This window comes from Spirosoma knui, from assembly GCF_054780635.1.
Genome location: NZ_BAAGVY010000006.1, coordinates 141987 through 160439, shown reverse-complemented (window position 1 = coordinate 160439; position 18453 = coordinate 141987). Strand labels below are relative to the sequence as shown.

General features: G+C 50.8%; 12 protein-coding genes. 10 read left to right on the top strand and 2 right to left on the bottom strand.

The features are described 5' to 3' along the window. Window positions 1-65 precede the first annotated feature (65 nt). Window positions 66-2345 carry a type IX secretion system anionic LPS delivery protein PorZ gene (porZ, locus tag ACYVIY_RS14670; RefSeq protein ID WP_460977250.1) on the top strand — a complete coding sequence of 760 codons (2280 nt, stop codon included), beginning with the start codon at window positions 66-68 and terminating at the stop codon, window positions 2343-2345. 30 nt (window positions 2346-2375) lie between these two features. Here the strand turns inward: porZ and ACYVIY_RS14665 are convergent, their stop codons facing one another. Continuing rightward, entirely contained in the window at window positions 2376-4820 is a 2445-nt protein-coding gene (locus tag ACYVIY_RS14665) for a TonB-dependent receptor (protein WP_460977115.1), read from the bottom strand. Between the two features lie 303 nt (window positions 4821-5123). Here ACYVIY_RS14665 and ACYVIY_RS14660 point away from each other — a divergent pair, with 303 nt between their 5' ends. From ACYVIY_RS14660 to ACYVIY_RS14645, 4 genes are all read left to right on the top strand, one after another. Next, the gene (locus tag ACYVIY_RS14660; RefSeq protein WP_460977249.1) at window positions 5124-6119 is read left to right on the top strand and encodes a pyruvate dehydrogenase complex E1 component subunit beta; all 996 of its coding nucleotides are present in this window, start codon (window positions 5124-5126) and stop codon (window positions 6117-6119) included. Between the two features lie 198 nt (window positions 6120-6317). After that, window positions 6318-6677: a hypothetical protein gene (locus tag ACYVIY_RS14655; protein WP_460977114.1), complete on the top strand. Its 360-nt coding sequence runs from the start codon at window positions 6318-6320 to the stop codon at window positions 6675-6677. Between the two features lie 51 nt (window positions 6678-6728). After that, the gene (locus ACYVIY_RS14650; RefSeq protein WP_460977113.1) at window positions 6729-8024 is read left to right on the top strand and encodes a serine hydrolase; all 1296 of its coding nucleotides are present in this window, start codon (window positions 6729-6731) and stop codon (window positions 8022-8024) included. A gap of 32 nt (window positions 8025-8056) precedes the next feature. After that, a complete protein-coding gene (locus ACYVIY_RS14645) occupies window positions 8057-9820 on the top strand; it encodes an amidohydrolase family protein (protein ID WP_460977112.1) in 1764 nt (587 codons plus the stop codon). Window positions 9821-9865: 45 nt separating this feature from the next. Here ACYVIY_RS14645 and nadC read toward each other — a convergent pair whose 3' ends face one another. Beyond that, a complete protein-coding gene (gene nadC, locus ACYVIY_RS14640) occupies window positions 9866-10699 on the bottom strand; it encodes a carboxylating nicotinate-nucleotide diphosphorylase (RefSeq protein ID WP_460977111.1) in 834 nt (277 codons plus the stop codon). A 141-nt stretch (window positions 10700-10840) separates the two neighbouring features. Here nadC and ACYVIY_RS14635 point away from each other — a divergent pair, with 141 nt between their 5' ends. The 5 genes from ACYVIY_RS14635 to ACYVIY_RS14615 all read left to right on the top strand — a co-directional run bounded on the left by ACYVIY_RS14635 (window position 10841) and on the right by ACYVIY_RS14615 (window position 18427). Continuing rightward, entirely contained in the window at window positions 10841-11245 is a 405-nt protein-coding gene (locus ACYVIY_RS14635; RefSeq protein WP_460977109.1) for a hypothetical protein, read from the top strand. 119 nt (window positions 11246-11364) lie between these two features. Further along, a complete protein-coding gene (gene secDF / locus ACYVIY_RS14630) occupies window positions 11365-14436 on the top strand; it encodes a protein translocase subunit SecDF (protein ID WP_460977108.1) in 3072 nt (1023 codons plus the stop codon). 166 nt (window positions 14437-14602) lie between these two features. After that, window positions 14603-16105, top strand: a complete 1503-nt coding sequence (locus tag ACYVIY_RS14625) for an APC family permease (protein ID WP_460977107.1) — start codon at window positions 14603-14605, stop codon at window positions 16103-16105. A gap of 98 nt (window positions 16106-16203) precedes the next feature. Next, window positions 16204-17001, top strand: coding sequence for a sulfite exporter TauE/SafE family protein (locus ACYVIY_RS14620; protein ID WP_460977105.1), 798 nt, complete (start codon window positions 16204-16206; stop codon window positions 16999-17001). A gap of 25 nt (window positions 17002-17026) precedes the next feature. Continuing rightward, window positions 17027-18427, top strand: coding sequence for an MBL fold metallo-hydrolase (locus tag ACYVIY_RS14615; protein ID WP_460977104.1), 1401 nt, complete (start codon window positions 17027-17029; stop codon window positions 18425-18427). The last annotated feature ends 26 nt before the right edge of the window (window positions 18428-18453 follow it).

Genomic DNA, 18453 nt, shown 5'->3' with positions numbered 1-18453 from the left:
TAGGGCCTTCAACCCTAAAATTTAAGACGAAACCGAGCAGAAACTGGCCGAACCAACCTCATCAGCTGCCTGTCTCGCCCCACCATTTATCCTTTATTTTTTGGCTGCTCTTCAGCGTTCTCAGTCTTGTATCCACTGGGTATTGCCAGCTTGGGACCTGGCAGTCACACGTTAGTTATCAATCCGGTCAATCGGTCGCGGTGGTTGCTAACAAAGTCTATGCCGCCACTCAAAACGGCTTTTTCTATTACGATAAAACGACTCAGGAGACCATTACGCTGGGGAAGGGTACATCTCCCGCCCTGAGCGACGTGGGCATCAGCCGATTGCTGTATCTCGCCGACCAGAATCGACTACTGATTGCTTACCGAACCGGTAATCTGGATATTTTGACCGTTTCGCCCACTGGAGAACCCGTCTCCGTCCAGAATATAAACACCATTGCCACGGCTTCGAACCTGCCACAATCCCGTACTATAAACCACCTGAACCGAACCGGTAACAGCGTTTACCTCAGCACGGATTTTGGCTTAGTGGTGTTCGATCTGATCCGAAACGAGATTCGAGATACATACTTTACTCAACGAACTGACAACGGCTCTTCGTTACCGGTTCTGCAAATGGCTGCAACAACCGACAGCTTGTACGCCCTGACATTTCCTGCTACCGTTGGCGGCTTCAGAAATAATCTGCAAGCCATACGGCTGCTGCCAAACGTTAACATTGCGGATCCGGCAAACTGGCGATCCATTCCACTGCCCGGCGCGACAGCTACAGCGCCTGGAGCCTTCCTGACCAGTATTATTGGCCTACAGAATCGGTTACTGGCATCAGCCCCTGGACAGGGTGTATTCGAACGTCTGACAAACAGCTGGGTGTTGACTCAGCCTCTAAACAACCAGACTGCGCAGCTATTTCGATCTGGGAATGATGTGGGCCTAGCCACCAATCAGTCTGTTACGTTACCCAACGTGGGGACGTTCACTGGACCGTTACTGGCTGAACCCCGTGAGGTAGTTGCTGACGGCTCGCAAATCTGGGTAGCAGATGTACAGCGGGGTTTACTACTTGGCAATTCCAGCACCTTCCAGCGCATCGCTCCGGAAGGACCAACCCGCGACCAGTTTCCGCAGTTCGTTGCTTATTCAGAAACCCTGGTTGCGCTGCCCGGCTCTCCACTGATGTCGACGATTCAACCGGCCAACTCTGCCCCCGTTGAAACGTACTCGGTACCTGCGGGCCGGTGGAGCAGTCCCCCCCTGCCGGGATTGGACCGTAGTTTCAACGCTGCGGCTTATCTTCCGGCTGAGCAACGGTTGTATTTAGGCAGTTTTGGAGGAGGACTGTGGAGCCAGACTGTCGGGCAGTTGCCTACGGCTGTTACGTTACCCGCCAGCATCGGCCCTTTCATCACGAGCCTAACCACGGATTTCGACGGAAATTTATGGATAACGACCGGCGGGAGCAATGCACGTTCGGCAACGCTGCACGTTCGACGGTCCGATGGTCAGTTTCAATCCTTTCCTATTGTCAGCCAAACTAACATTGTTCAGGTTGTTGCCGATGATTACGGTTTCCTGTGGCTTCGCCCGGAGGCAGGCGGAGGGGTACTGGTTGTTGATCCGCAGGGTAACCGGGTTCGTTATCTGACTACGACCCGTGGCGAAGGAGGCCTGCCTACGAATAGCGTTCGCACTCTCGTTAAAGACCGCTCAGGAGCCATTTGGGTCGGCACCGACCAGGGCCCTACCGTTTTCGACAATCCCGCCGGTGCTTTTGATGTTACTATCGACGCACAGCCTCCCCTATTGAATCGACGCCGACTGCTCTCTACCGAAACCGTTACAAGCATTGCCGTAGATGGAGGTAATCGAAAATGGCTCGGCACCCAGACTGGCCTTTATCTTGTGGCTCCAGACGGCTCTCAATTACTCGAAACCTTTACAGCCAGCAACAGTCCACTGCCGACAAATCAGATTCAGGCGCTGGCAATCGAACCAGTCAGCGGGCAGGTATTTATTCAAACGCCCAATGGGTTGATTTCCTACCGAGGCTCCGCTACCGAACCGGCCGAAACCTTGAGCAACCTGACCATTTTCCCCAACCCTGTCCGGCCTGACTATACAGGCACGGTTGGCATCAATGGCCTGGTCGAAAATGCAACCGTTAAGATTCTGGATGCGGGTGGTCAACTGGTTTACGAAACCCGTTCTCAGGGGGGCACCGCCACCTGGGACTTGCGCGACTATCGGGGGCGCCAGGCACAGACGGGGGTTTACTTAGTGGTCGTCGTAGCCGCCGACGGGTCGGAAGGGTTAGCGGGTAAGCTGGCGGTCGTTCGATAAAACCGACCTCCTACCATTACTCGATTTATCTTACCGTCCCCGGTCGTCATTGCTGATTTTCTTGCTCTGCTTACCTCCGCCATTTCCCATCTGCCCGAATCGCCACTCAAAGGTCAACCGTACAGCCCGCGTTACGTTAAGTGCCCTGAATTCCGATACGAACGATGGAGCCATCTGCGTACCCGTTTGCCGGACACCGCGACTGAATGGGTTGTTAACACTTAAGGTCAGACTGGCTTTTTTATCCCAGAACTCCCGTTTTCCCGAAATTCCGTACCAGTACCAGCCTGAATAGTTTCCCTGAAGGTTGATCCAGCCGGAGCCGTAATTGCCGTTGGCCTGAAGCGTAAAGTTGTTCGGTAGCTTATAGCTGGTGTTCATATTGACGTTCCAGATCCACCCGCTATTCCGTAGATTGAGCGTTGGGCTGCTCATGTCGACGTACCGGATGTCAACACCTCCGCTCAAATTCCAGCTTTTGTTGGGCTGCCCCGAACCGTTTACGTTTAAGCCATAGTTGGCGCGCCGACCGATGTTCTGGGGTTTCGAGAGCGATACGCCATCCGCATCCACCGTAGATAGATATTCAATAGCGTTGTTGGTCTGCCGCCAGTACAGAGAGGAGTTTATAGACAGCCCCTTCTTGGTCGTTACGCTATAGGCAAACTCGGTGGCGTGACTCAGTTCCGGCGACAGATACGGGTTACCGGTAGTCAGGTTTTTAGGGTCAGCGGCATTGACCCACGGGTTCAGATACCAGATCAGCGGCCGGGAAATCCGCTGGGTATAACTTACCTTCAACGTATGGGTTTTGATTCCCTTCGATAACGTAACGCTTGGGATGAGGTTATTGTACTGACTGGTAAAGGCCGTACGGGTCGTCAAAAAATCGCCCTGAATTTCAGTACGTTCAAGCCGAGCACCTGCGTTTAGGCCCCACTTGCGCTTGTTGTCCAGCCGTAACGACGTATATGACGAATACACTTTCTGGGTGTAGGCGAAATCATTGGATAACTCAGGCGCTGGCACAAAATCGGCACGCGGGTCGTTGGCCTGGTCAACCCGGTATTCGCTGCCGATGTACCGTAAAATGGCTTTCGCTCCTACTTCAAGTTTCAGGCTGGTGGTATCCTTGTGGCCCGTAAACTTGAACGGATGTGTATAATCGGACTGGAACGTGAATTCATTGTTTCGGCTGTAGTTCGTGCTACGTTCCCGATACGTAACCACTTCCGACGTAGCGTAACGGTCCGTGTCGTAAAAATAGTTGTCGGGCATACGGCTGTACTGGGTCAGCAGCGAAAACTCCTGCTCGGGCTTTTTGAATGTTTTCGTGTAGCCCAGATCGAGTTGCCCATTACCGTACGGGTTACGGAAACGGATTTCATTCCGAAACGCCTGTAGCTCAACACCCATCGGCGTTGTCAACCGGTTCGTGACGATACTGTTATTGGGGAAGTTACCGCCCCAGACGTTAGCCGCGAAGTTGATACGGCTGGTTGTGTCGGGATCATAGTCGAAACTCATTTCGCCGTAACCGCCCATACCGGTGTTATCCATGGTCGTGCGTTGCGAGAGAATGTTCACTGGTACTCCGCCAGCTAGGGCGGTTCGGATCGATTGGTTTTCGCGGATATTACGGTACTGGTAACCCGTTGCCGATAGCGACAAACCAATCTTTTTCTTTTTCAGATTAAGACTCGTCCCTACCGATTGATTGTAATTTCCGGCGGTGGCATTCACCGTACCGTTGAAGCCTTGTAGGGCTTTTTTGGTAATGATGTTAATGACGCCACCGGCTCCTTCCGCGTCGTATTTAGCGCCGGGACTAGTGATCACTTCTACCGTTTTGATAATTGAGGCCGGCATCTGCTTTAGGGCATCAGCCAGGTTACGCGCCATAATACTCGACGGTTTCCCGTTGACCAGAACTTTAATATTCCCGTTGCCCCGCATCTGCACATTACCATCCAGGTCGACAGTGAGCGTGGGCACCTTTCGCAATACGTCGACAGCCGTACCACCGGCGTTTGATATATCTTTCTCGGCGTTGTAAACGAGCCGATCGCCTTTATCTTCCACGAGCGCTTTCTGACCGACTACGTTTACTTCGGATAAGTTACGACTATCGGCAGCTAACGTAATTTTCCCCAAGTCGAGCACCGGTTTGTCCGTCGAGATCGTCACCTTATCGATCACCCGTGACCGATAACCAACAAACGAAATGGCCAGCCGGTACGTACCGAGCGCGAGTTTCTCAAGTACGAAAGCCCCTTTGTCGTCGGTCGTGGCACCCGTAACCAGTTTCCCGGCTCCGTTCTGAAGCGCAACGGTAGCGAACGGAACCGCTTTGGCAGTAGTCGAATCAGCTAGTACCCCTCTAATTTGTCCTGGGGTTGATTCAGCTATGCCTGGTGACTGAGCCGTTGCTGTGAAGGCACCGAAGCATAAAATAACGTAAAGTAAAAACTTCATGAGGGGAGGTTTTTTTTGATGTGCAGGCAAAAGTAGATTGGCCTTAGGCGGTCTGCTTCCGAATTAAGATCATTTAACAGCATTCGGGCAAACGCATCAGTGGCAGTATGGCTCAATGATGCAGTTCCGGTGAGCAAGGTTGCCTGAACGACTTATTTTATTTTCGTTGCTGAGCCACCGCCAATAACTTCGTATCTGTATAAGCTGGTCATTTGATGAATCAGCCCATTTTGCCTAATTTTGGCTAGTTTTTAAGCCAGCTCACGTCAACAGCTTAGGGCGGGCGGTGAGTCATCAAACGCAATCAACGCATTCAGCATGAGAGAAATACAGTTCCGTGAGGCCCTTCGGGAGGCTATGTCGGAAGAAATGCGCCGAGATCCTAAAGTCTATTTAATGGGCGAAGAGGTCGCTGAATACAACGGCGCTTATAAAGTAAGCCAGGGTATGCTGGACGAGTTTGGCGCGGAGCGGGTAATTGATACGCCTATTGCTGAACTTGGTTTTGCCGGTATCGGGGTGGGGTCAGCCATGAATGGTCTGCGTCCCATTATCGAATTCATGACCTTCAATTTTTCGCTGGTTGCCATTGACCAGGTTATCAATTCGGCGGCCAAGGTAATGTCAATGTCGGGCGGGCAATACTCCTGTCCCATTGTGTTCCGTGGGCCAACGGGTAATGCAGGTATGCTTTCGTCGCAGCACTCACAGAACTTTGAGAACTGGTTTGCCAATACGCCGGGCCTGAAAGTGGTGGTGCCTTCGAACCCCTACGATGCGAAAGGTCTGCTGAAAAGCAGCATCCGCGACAATGATCCGGTTATCTTCATGGAATCGGAATTAATGTACGGTGACAAAGGGCAGGTTCCGGAAGAAGAGTACCTGATTCCGATTGGTCAGGCAAACATCGTTCGCGAAGGAAACGACGTAACGATTGTTTCGTTCGGTAAGATCATGAAGGTAGCACTGGCAGCGGCCGATGAACTGGCAAAAAATGGAATTTCGGCGGAGGTCATTGATCTGCGCACGGTACGTCCGATCGATTACGCGACGATCATCAGCTCGGTGAAGAAAACCAACCGGTGTGTAATCGTAGAAGAAGCGTGGCCACTGGCGGCTATTTCGTCGGAACTTACTTACAACATTCAGCGCAATGCCTTCGATTACCTGGATGCTCCGGTTGTGCGGGTAAACAGCATGGATCTTCCACTGCCATATGCCCCTACGCTTATCGAGGCCATCCTGCCAAACGTGAAACGGACGATACAGGCGGTTGATACCGTAATGTATAAGAAATAACCGTTCGGCTTTCAGGATGTATACACCCCAAATAGAAAGGTCGGCTACGTAGCCGACCTTTCTATTTGAGCATAAAAAAGCCCCACTGTCTCTGAGCAGTCGGGCTTGTGTAGGCGTGATAGTTTAAAAACGGCGATAACCTCGTTTTAGTTTAGGTGTAGAAAAATTGTCTAATTATTTTTCTCATTATTGTTAAATATGAACCCTTTGTCTGTCAATACGGCCAAACCTGTCCGGATAAAGCCGAGTAGCCGATTGATTTATGAAATTACAACTCAGTACGTTGGTTCGCTTAATACGCTACGTCATCGGGAGCCGACGGTCATTTTCTTTTCTAACCTCCGAAAAGCAGTCGATGCCATCAGCGCCGAGCTTGCGCTGAACAACTGGCCACCTAAAGTGAACTATACCGCCGTTTACCGGGGCGTTAAACTCCGAGGGTTCTATAGCTGCGATTTCGACGTAGCGGGTACCCGCGTATTCCGGATTAAAGTGGTTCCCCGTGAGTTAAACCCAGCACTTCCCAGACTCGGCATTGACGAGAATCCGGGCCGGTAAAATAGGGTCATGTCCGAAGGATGTCTTGATCAATTTCGTATTTTGTTGGCCATGCGACGATTTACGATATTTCTCACCGGTTTCTTGTGCGTGTACCTATCCGTTAGTTATGGGCAGGCTCGAACCGACGATTTTCTGCGAAACTTGTTTGCAACGAATCAAAATGCGGTTTTCCAGCAGGTTATCAACCATCCGGAGACGTATCGATTACAGATTATATATACCCAGATCAACCGGGACAAAACCAATACGCCCTCCTTTACCAATTATTATCTCCGGGTCGATAGCACCGAGTACTTCAACCCCGCGTCCACCGTCAAACTGCCCCTGGCGTTACTGTCGCTGGAGAAGGTAAACAACCTGAACCTACCGCAGGTGACCAAGCATACGGCCATGCAGTTCGACAGCGCCTACAGCCAGCAAACTAAGGAATGGGCCGACAGTACGTCCCAAAGCGGTTACCCCTCGCTGGCTCATTTGATTAAAAAAGCGTTTTTGGTTAGCGAGAATGATCCCTATAGCCGCATGTATGAATTTGTCGGCCAGCAGGCGATCAATACGTCTTTACACGCCCGAGGGTATCTTGACACGCGGATTACGCACCGCTTCGTTCGGATGACACCCGAAGAAAACCGCCATACGAATCCGGTTCGGTTTATCCGGCCAGATGGCACGGTCATTTACAGGCAAGCGGCTGCTTACAATACTATCCCGTTCGACTTCAGCCGCCCTATCAAGCTTGGCAAGGGCTACTACGTTCGGGACAGTCTGGTGAATGAGCCGTTTGATTTTACCGGTCGAAACAAGCTGCCGTTAGAGTCGCTGCACCAGATTTTGAAGTCAGTTATGTTTCCAGCTTCGGTTCCGGCTAAGCAACGCTTCAACTTAACCGCCGACGATTACCGATTCCTGTACCAGTACCTGTCTCAATATTCGGGTGAAACAAATTATCCCAAGTACGACCCAACCCAGTATTACGACAGTTACGTAAAGTTCTTTTTCATGGACAGTACTCACCACCAAATGCCGAAGAACGTACGCGTGTTCAACAAAGTAGGCTGGGCTTACGGCTTTCTAACGGATGCCTCATACGTAGCCGATTTTGCCAACAAGGTTGAATACATGCTGAGCGCTACCATTTACGTGAATAGCGACGGCATTCTCAACGACGACAAATACGAATACGATCAGGTCGGGCACCCCTTTTTATATCAGCTTGGGCAAACGATTTATCAGTACGAATTAAAGCGCAAACGGTCCCATACGCCGAACCTTAAATCCTTTCAGATTCCGTACGAAACACGACGGACGGATAATCGGCCAACCGTCAAAAACGTCGATAATTAAGCGTTTACTACGCCAACTCTTTTCCGTAAACCGTGAAGAACTTCATCAAACATAGCCTATGGCTCGCGTACGTACTCAACAGTTTAGTTGCGTACGGGCAAGTCGGCGCTGATAGCGCGAGTCAGCCTAAACAACCCGTGCTTATCGTAGGGGGTAATCTTATCGACGTTGAAACGGGTAAGGTTCGGGATAATGTCAGCGTCCTGATTGAAAACGAAATCATTAAAAAAATCGGCAGAAACCTGAATGCTCCCGCCGGGGCAACCGTCATCGACGCTAAAGGCAAGTGGCTTATTCCGGGATTGATAGACAGTCATATTCACCTGTTTCAATCGGGCAGCATCTACACCCGCCCAGACGGGGTCAACCTCAGCAAATATCGTCCCTACGAAACCGAACGCCAATGGTTACGCGACAACATGGGCGATTTGTTACGTCGATATCTGGCCTGCGGCATTACGACCGTTATTGACATTGGTGGCCCTATGTATCAATTCCCGTATCGCGACCGGTTCAACAAGCAGTACACCAGTCCGCAGATTTTGATGACCGGGCCGTTGGTATCCACCTATCAGCCCAACGCGTTTAAAGTCCCGGATTCGCCAATTATCAAAGCCAATACGCCCGAGGAAGCCCGCGAAATTGTGCGTCAGCAGTTGCCCTACAAGCCAGATTTCATTAAAGTCTGGTTTATTATCCGCGGTATGGGAAAGACAGGCGACGAAATGATTCCGGTCGTTCAGGCGGCTATTGACGAAGCCCACAAGAACGAGCTTAAGCTGGCGATCCACACGCAGGAATTGCTGGCCGCTAAACTAGGGGTAAAATATGGGGCTGATTTTCTTGTCCATAGCCCCGAAGATGGCATTGTCGATGACGAACTGCTGAACCTGATTCGGAAGAACAAGGTCAGCTACTGCCCCACCATGATTGTGAACCGAGGCATTGTCGGCTTCTTTACGGACAACCGAACGCTAACGCCTTATGAGTTTAGCACGGCCAACCCGTATGTACTGGGCACTCTATTTGACTTCAAACACTTGCCCGAGCCCGAGATACGAAAGCGTTACGTTGATTTTCTGACGAGTTCAGCCTATAAAGATCGGGCGGCTAAGGTTGATTCCATCAAGCGGGTTAACCTGAGAAAAGTATGGAACGCTGGTATCAACGTAGCGGCCGGTACTGATGCCGGTAACCCCGGTACGTTTCATGGTACGTCGTTTATCGATGAGTTAAAAGCTATGCAGGCCGCTGGGCTGTCCAATGCTGATTTGCTCAGATCAGCGACGATCAATGGAGCGAAAATATTTGGGAAAGATGCTCAGATCGGTAGCTTGGCCGAAGGCAAACTGGCGAACGTAGTAATTCTGAATCAGAATCCACTGGAACGTATTGAAGCAATTACCGCTATTGAAACTGTCATTAACCGGGGCTACGTAACGACACCCAAAACACTTTTGCCAGACACACCAGCTGATCTGGCCCAGCGTCAGCTTAACGCCTATAACGCCCGGAACATAGACGCGTTTCTGGAACCGTATGCTGATGACGTAGAGATTTACGATTTTCCGGACAAACTTCGCTACAAGGGTAAAGAAACGATGCGGAAGCAATACAGCGGCATGTTTGAGCGGACGAAGCTACTGCACTGCGAGTTAGTGAACCGAATTGCCGTGGGCAATACCGTGATCGATCACGAGAGCGTTACGTTTGCCGCCGACAAAGAACCGGCAAAAGCAGTAGCTATCTACACAATTGAGAACGGCAAAATCAAAAAGGTCTACTTTACAAGGTAATGCGTTGGGCCTGCGTTCGGTTCAACCGAACGCAGGCCCAACGCATTAATACGCCTTCAGGCTTAAATCAAGACTTTTGATCTGATGCGTCAACGCCCCCGCCGAAATGTAATCAACACCTGTTTCGGCGTAAGCGCGTAAGGTTGTTTCGTCGATACCGCCTGATGCTTCGGTAACGAACCGGCCATTGATCAGACGTACCATATCCCGAATACCATCGGGTTGGAAATTATCCAGCAGGATAATGTCAACTTGCCCTACACGTAATACCTCTTCAACCTCCGCCCGATTGCGCGTTTCGATCTCGATACGTAGCGAACGGCCCGTTTCTTTCAGATAAGCGACTGCTTTGGTAATGGCGGCTTCGATACCCCCGGCATAATCAACGTGATTGTCTTTAATCAGAATCATGTCGTACAGGCCGAACCGGTGATTAACGGCTCCCCCGATCTTGGTCGCCATTTTCTCACAAATGCGGAAGTTGGGCGTTGTTTTGCGGGTGTCCAGCAGCTGCGCTCGAGTACCTTCCAACAGATTAACCATCTGACGCGTATACGTAGCGATACCGCTCATGCGCTGCATACAGTTCAGCACCAGGCGTTCGGCTTTCAGAATCGACTGCGCCCGTCCGCTAACGGTTAACACAACATCACCGGGTTGGATAGATACGCCGTCGTTTAGCAGAATATCAACCTGTAAGGCCGGGTCAACTTCGGCAAATACAGCCTGAGCAACTTCAACACCCGCCAGAGTACCGGCTTCTTTTACTAACAGGCGGGCCCGTTTCTGAGCGTCTGCCGGAATTGTCGATAAGGAGGTATGATCACCATCGCCGACGTCTTCGGCCAGCGCCAGTTGTATAAATTCGTGCAAATTCATGGCCGAAAGTTAATCGAATATTTAGAAATAGCCCTGATTTAAGTAGCTCATGGCCCAACAAAAATCTACATTATTAATAGACTATAAACACTTGCATTCTTCGTAAAATGGTACGAAATTTGTCTTCCGCTTAGGAAAATTATGAAGCAACCGCGCATCGTCCAACGTCTTTCGGGGCTTTTTCTGGCTTCCCTACTGCTGTTTACGGCAGCCTGGGGACAAGGTGGCCTGGTGCAGCAAGCGGAGCGCGTCAAAAAGTCGGTTCAGGCCGGTCAAGCCACGGCTGCGGACCACGCAAAATCAAGTAAATCGACCCGTTCATCTTCGGATGAAGCGCAACTGAGCGCGGCCCAATTCGAAGCGGTCGTTACGCCAGCCATCACCATCGACGGGGGTAGCCAAACGGCGTTTTTGCTGCCTACGCCTACGCTCGTTATCTTATTGCTGCTTTGTGTTCCCCTGCTTCGACACTTTGCGCTTCCTCATTATTTCTTTTCGTATTTCAGGCATGTTTTCGGGCATGCAATTGCGCCGAATGCTCCTTAACGGTTTCCGTGGGCATATTTGTGGTTATCCTACTACATACTAGAGGCACGTTCCCTGTGCTTATCTTCTTTTCAATTCCTTTTTAATTAAGAAATAGGCGACGCCTATCTTATAGTCTAATGCAAAACAGAACCGGGATTCTCATTCTGACGGGCGTGATTACAGCGATCTGTATTTACTTCCTGTCGTTTACGTTCGTCTCAAACAGCGTCAAAACGGATGCGGAGGCTTACGCTACTAATAAGCAGGGTCAGGTAGACCCCGCTAAAAAGCAAAAATACCTTGATTCGCTCTGGAAAGAGCCGGTTTTCCTGGGAAGTACACTTCAGGAAGTTACCGAACGGGAGCTAGGACTCGGCCTTGATCTGCAAGGCGGTATGCACGTAGTGCTTGAGGTATCTCCTGCCGACATTCTGCGAGGTTTGTCGGGCAACAACCGTGATCCAAAGTTCAATCAGGCCTTAAAGCAGGCGCTTGAAGATAAAAAATCAAGCAATGCTAAGTTTGTTGACCTGTTCGCGGATAACTTCAAAAAACTGGCTCCTGACACTAAGTTAGCCAGCATCTTCGCTACCAGCGCCAACCGGGGCAAAATCAACTATCAATCGTCCGATACCGAAGTTCGGAAACTACTGAACGACGAAGTTGAAGGGGCCATAACCCGCGCTTATCAGATCATTCAGGCCCGTGTCGATAAATTTGGGGTTGCTAACCCAAACATCCAGCGGCTGCCAGGCTCTGGCCGGATTCAGATTGAACTACCGGGCGTTGACAACCCAGAGCGTGTACGTCGTCTGCTTACGGGCGCGGCTAAACTGGAGTTCACCGAAGTATACCGCCTGAATGAACTAGCCCCAGCCATCGAAGGCATGGGCGCTTACTTACTGCGTGAAGAAACCGCCCGTAAAGCGGCTCTGAAAGCAAGCGCTCCAGCGGCTGGTTCAGCTGCGCAAGGAACCAGCCTTGAGTCACAACTGGCGCAGGGTGCCAAAAAAGATTCGACCGCCACTAAGGATACGGCAGCGGCCGCTGCCCAGGGTACTGCCTTAACCCAATTGTTTTTACCTGTCGGTCAGGACCAGCTAGGCGTGTACTTGAAAGATACGGCTCGGGCCAATGACGTTCTAAATGCCGCCGAAGTACGCAGCCTCTTCCCGTCCGACGCTATATTCGCCTGGGATCGCAAGACGTTCAAAGCCACGGATGGCAAAGAGATTCTGCCGCTTTACTTCCTGAAGAAACCAGGTGGCCGCGCTCCGCTAGAAGGTGACGTAATCACCGACGCTACCAATGACTACGATGACCGTGGCCGTCCGGAAGTAACGATGAACATGAACCCGGAAGGTGCCCGGAAATGGCGTAACCTGACCGCTGCAAACGTTGGCCGTCCCGTAGCTATTCTGCTGGATAACCTGGTTTACACGGCACCGAACGTACAGAACGAGATACCAAATGGCCGCTCAAGCATCTCGGGTAACTTCACCGTTGAAGAGACCAAAGACATGGCCAACGTATTGAAAGCCGGTAAACTGCCTGCGCCGACCAACATTGTGGAGGAAAGCGTAGTTGGAGCAACCTTAGGTTCAGAAGCGGTTAGCGCCGGGGTTCTTTCATCGATTGTTGGTATTCTGCTGGTTTTAGGATTTGTTGTCTTCTACTATAACCGGGCCGGCTTAATCGCTGACATTGCGCTGATCATTAACCTGTTCTTCCTGCTGGGCGTAATGGCATCTCTGGGTGCTGTGTTAACCATGCCAGGTATTGCCGGTATCGTGTTGTCGATCGGTATGGCGGTTGACGCTAACGTTTTAATTTTCGAGCGGATCAAAGAAGAACTGGCCGAAGGAAAAACGTTCAAGGTGGCGGTTGCTGATGGATTTAAGAATGCCTTATCGTCGATTATTGACTCGAACGTAACAACGTTCCTGACCGGCGTTGTCCTGTTCATCTTCGGTACAGGCCTGATTCTGGGCTTTGCCACTACGCTGATCATCGGTATCCTGACGTCGTTGTTTGCGGCTATTTTCATTACGCGCCTGATTCTGGAGTACTACATCCGTAATGGCAAGACGCTGTCATTCACGTCGTCATGGGCCAAGAACCTGTTTAAAGATTCTGATTTTGACTTCGTATCGCGTCGGAAGCTGTATTACACCGTTTCGTCGGTCATCATTGGTCTGGGTATTATCTCAGCTATTTTCAAAGGTTTCGGCTTAGGTGTTGACTTCAAAGGCGGCCGCTCATACGTAATTCGGTTTGAAAAAGCGGTAAGTACCGATGACGTCCGGAATTCACTGGAAGGTGTATTGGGCGCTTCGCCGGAAGTTAAAACGTACGGTGGTACTGGTATCGGTGCCAATCAGGTGAAGGTGACCACGCCTTACCTAGTAGATGATAACTCGCAGGGAGCCGATAAGCGTGCAGAAGCAACCATCTATAAAGGCTTAAGCAACATCAAGGGTAACCCTGCCCGCATCGAAAGCTCGCAGAAAGTAGGGCCAACCATTGCGTATGACCTGCTGACATCCGCCTTATGGTCAATTCTGCTGGCGGTAGCTGTCGTATTTGCCTACATTCTGATTCGGTTCAAGCGACTAGCGTTTGGTTACGGGGCCGTTGTTGCCATGTTCCACGACGTGTTGATTATCCTGGCTATCTTCTCGATCTTCAACGGCCTGCTGCCCTTCTCGCTCGACGTTGACCAGGCTTTCGTCGGTGCCTTGCTGACTATCATGGGTTACTCCATGAACGACACTGTTGTGGTATTCGACCGGGTGCGTGAGTATCTGAACGAAAACCGCGGTAAGAAAGAAAGTATCCCTACGATTATTAACAACGCCTTGAACAGTACGCTGAGCCGCACGGCCGTGACCGGGTTCTCAACGATTCTGGTCCTGCTGGTCTTGTTCATCTTTGGTGGCGAAACGATCCGGGGCTTCTCGTTCGCAATGTTGATCGGGGTAGTCGTTGGTACGTATTCGTCGCTGTTTGTTGCTACGCCGATTGTCGTTGACGCCCTGAGCCGCGACCAGGAGAAAGACACGACGGTTGCAACCGTCACCGAAAAGAAAACTGGCTTCGATGCGATTCCTTCGGATTTCACAACCGCAGCTCCGGCTACGCCCGAAGAGTTCACAGCCAAGAAAGAAAAGAAAGAGAAGAAACCGTTGATTCGTCCTTCTCAGTCGTAAACGAATGAGTGCCTGAGCGAATGAGTGATTGAGTGAATACTAGTGCGAAATAAGTCGCTCGTTCACCCAATCACTCATTCGCTCATTAATTTTCGTATATTTCACGACGTTTACCCTTAGATTATTTCCTTAAAACACGTAATCTCCAAACATTAACTCTTCCTACATGGAAACAAGATTGAAACCGGCTAGTACAAGCGTATGGCGAAAAAAGCCCCTTGCGGCCTACGAAGCTGATATGAAGAAAAGTGAGCTCAAACGGGTACTCACCCGATGGGGCTTAACTTCACTGGGAATCGGAGCTGTAATTGGGGGTGGAATTTTCGTACTTACGGGTATTGCGGCTCACGATTGGGCTGGACCGGCGTTGGCGCTAGCATTCGTCATCGCAGGCATAGCCTGTACGTTTGCCGCGCTTTGCTATGCCGAGTTTGCTTCTATCTTACCCGTCGAAGGTTCGGCCTACGCCTACTCCTACGGTACAGTAGGCGAGCTGTTTGCCTGGCTGATTGGCTGGAATCTCATTTTAGAATACATGATGGGGGCTACTACGGTAGCGGTTAGCTGGTCGGGTTACTTCGAAAAATTCTTGCACCTGTTCCACATCGAGCCACCCCTATGGTTAATGAATGACCCCGTTACGGCTCAGGAAAAAGCCGAAGCCTTACGGGCCGCCGGTCAAAGCGTCCCTGATTTTTCATTTGCCATCAATCTACCGGCTCTCCTGATCGTTTGGGTGGTTACATATATTCTGGTGAAAGGCATCAAAGAAGCAGCCAGCACAAACAACCTGATCGTAATTGTTAAAGTGGCAACTGTTATTTTCGTCATTATCGCCGGTTCGTTTTTTATTGATACCGCCAACTGGACGCCGTTTATTCCCATGGAGGTTGTTGATGAAACCGGACAGACGCACTTTGGCTGGCCGGGTATCGTAACGGCCGCGGGTATTGTGTTCTTCGCTTACATTGGCTTCGACGCCGTTTCAACCCAGGCTGGCGAAGCCATTAACCCGACTAAAGACGTTCCCTTCGCCATTATTGCTTCGCTGCTGATCTGTACAACGCTGTACATCTTGGTGTCGCTGGTATTGACCGGCATGGTTCGGTTCGACAGTCTGGACATGAAAGCACCCGTTGCGCAGGCGTTTGCAGATGCAGGGCTGACCTGGGCGGTTTATCTGATTACCATTGCGGCCATTGCGGGGTTAACATCCGTTATGCTCGTGATGATGCTTGGCCAGACCCGTATTTTCTTAGGTATGGCTAAAGACGGCCTGTTACCTAAAGGTTTGTTTGCAGCCATTCACCCAACGTTTAAAACGCCCTGGAAGAGTACCATCTTTGTAGGCGCCATTGTCTCGGTCGTAGCAGCCGTTACGCCAATTGATAAGGTATCGCAGTTAACCAGTTCAGGTACGTTGTTCGCGTTTGCCATGATCTGCGGAGCAGTATGGCTGCTACGTGTTCGAGAGCCGAACCTGGAGCGTCCTTATAAAACGCCTGCCCTGCCTCTAATCGCCACACTTGGCATCCTGGCTAATCTGTACCTGATGTGGAACCTCCGCACGGATACGAAAATTACATTCGTCATCTGGGGTATCGTTGGTTTGCTGGTCTATTTCTTCTACAGCCGCCATCACAGTAACCTGAATAAACCTCAGGAATAACGGATTCGAAACGGACAAAAAGCCCCAGCTCTTCGGTTGGGGCTTTTTATTGCCCGTTGGTTAAAACATCTTCCGAGTATACCGTAGTTTTACATCGGATGGATATTCAATACTCTATAGGCTACGGGGCAGCTGTAGTCGTTGGATTAGTCATTGGCTTAGCTGGTGGGGGCGGATCAATCCTGACGGTTCCTATTTTTATTTATGTTTTTGGCATTCCAACCGTACTAGCCACTACGTATTCGCTTTTCGTCGTTGGTACAACCTCGCTGGTTGGTTCGTTGAATCACATCTGGCAGAAGCGGGTCGATTTGCGCGTAACAGCGGCCTTTGCCTTGCCGTCGTTTGTATCGGTTTATTTAAGCCGACGGTTTCTAGTTCCAGCGCTGCCTGATCCGATGCTCCAGGTTGGCCAGTTTAGCCTGTCCAAAAGTGATGCCATCCTTTATTTCTTTGCGGGTGTCATGATTCTAGCCGCCCGGGCCATGATACGTAACGACCGGCCCGAGCAGGGCGTAGCTGCGGATGGGCACCCTCGTTATCAGACCCTGGCCCTTGATGGCCTAGCCGTTGGATTGTTAACCGGCACCATTGGAGCAGGTGGTGGCTTTCTTATCGTCCCAATGCTCGTGCTTCTTGCCGGGCTGCCCATCCAGCGCGCTGTTGCTACGTCGGTTCTGATCATTGCGGTAAATTCCTTCGTCGGATTTTTAGGCGATATTCAGCATACGAACCTGAACTGGAATTTTCTCCTCCCGTTTACGAGTTTATCAATCACAGGCATCTTGATTGGCATGTACCTGGCCCGCTTTATTGAGCCTGATCGACTCAAGAAAGGCTTTGGCTGGTTTGTGCTGATCGTTGCCGTTTTTATGATTCTGAAGGAGACTACGTAACACGGACCCACCATCCGTAGAAGCTATGGTAATTGAACAATTGTACACAGGCTGCCTGGCGCAGGGCGCCTATTACATCGAAAGCGCGGGAGAAGCCGCGATCATTGATCCACTTCGCGAAACGTCGCCTTATATACGAAAAGCCGATAAAGCTGGGGCTAAAATCAAGTACGTGTTTGAAACCCATTTTCATGCTGATTTTGTATCGGGTCATCTGGATTTAGCCAAGAAAACAGGAGCTACTATCGTTTATGGACCTAACGCGAATACGGCTTACGAGGCTTATCACGCCAAGGACGGTGAGACCTTTGCTGTGGGTAACGTCTTGATTAAAGTGCTGCATACGCCAGGTCATACGCTTGAGTCAACAACGTACTTACTTATTGACGAGAACGGAAAAGACCACGCCATCTTCACCGGTGACACTCTTTTTATTGGCGATGTGGGCCGCCCTGACCTGGCCATCAAAGGTGATTTGACTGAGCATGATCTGGCGGGTATGCTTTACGACAGTCTACACAATAAAATCATGTCGTTAGCGGATGACGTCATCGTCTATCCGGCTCACGGTGCGGGCTCAGCCTGTGGCAAGAATATGAGCAAGGAAACCACCGACTTACTCGGCAATCAAAAACGCTTTAATTACGCCCTTCGGGCCAAATCGAAAGATGAGTTCATCCAGAACGTACTGGATGGTTTGACAACAGCTCCGGCGTATTTCGCCGAGAATGCCCGGCTCAATAAAGAAGGCTACGAACCAATCGACCAGGTATTGCAGCGTGGCAGTCAGGCACTTTCGCCCGACGCCTTCGAAATAGCAGTTAACGAAACAGGTGCTCTTGTTTTAGATGTGCGCGAAGCAGGGGACTTTGCCAAAGGCTTTGTTCCGAACGCGATCAACATAGGCTTAAACGGCCAATTCGCTCCCTGGGTTGGAGCTTTGATTCCTGATCTAACACAACCTATTGCACTCGTTACGCCCGTCGGTCAGGAAGGCGAAACCATTCTACGTCTGGCACGGGTTGGCTACGACCATTGCATTGGTTTTCTTGATGGCGGCTTCTCTGCCTGGCAGCAAGCGGGCAAGGAGTTCGACACCGTTGAGTCTATTTCAGCGGATGAGTTCGCCGACCGGTGGGAACGTAACCCTCAATTGGCCGTAATCGATGTTCGCCGACCGAACGAGTTTGCCCCGGAACACGTACGTGGTGCCGAGAATGTCGCTCTCGACAATCTTAATGATCACATGGCCGAAATTCGTCGCGCCGAGCCGGTATACGTTCATTGTGCCGGTGGCTATCGGTCGATGGTGGCAAACTCTATCTTAAAAGCATGGGGCTTCGATAATGTCGTCAATGTAGAAGGCGGTATGGCCGCTATCAGGAAAACGAGGGTACCCATCGAGGCTGCAACACCGGTAAGCTAGTAAAGATATACCCTCAGTAGCCCAAT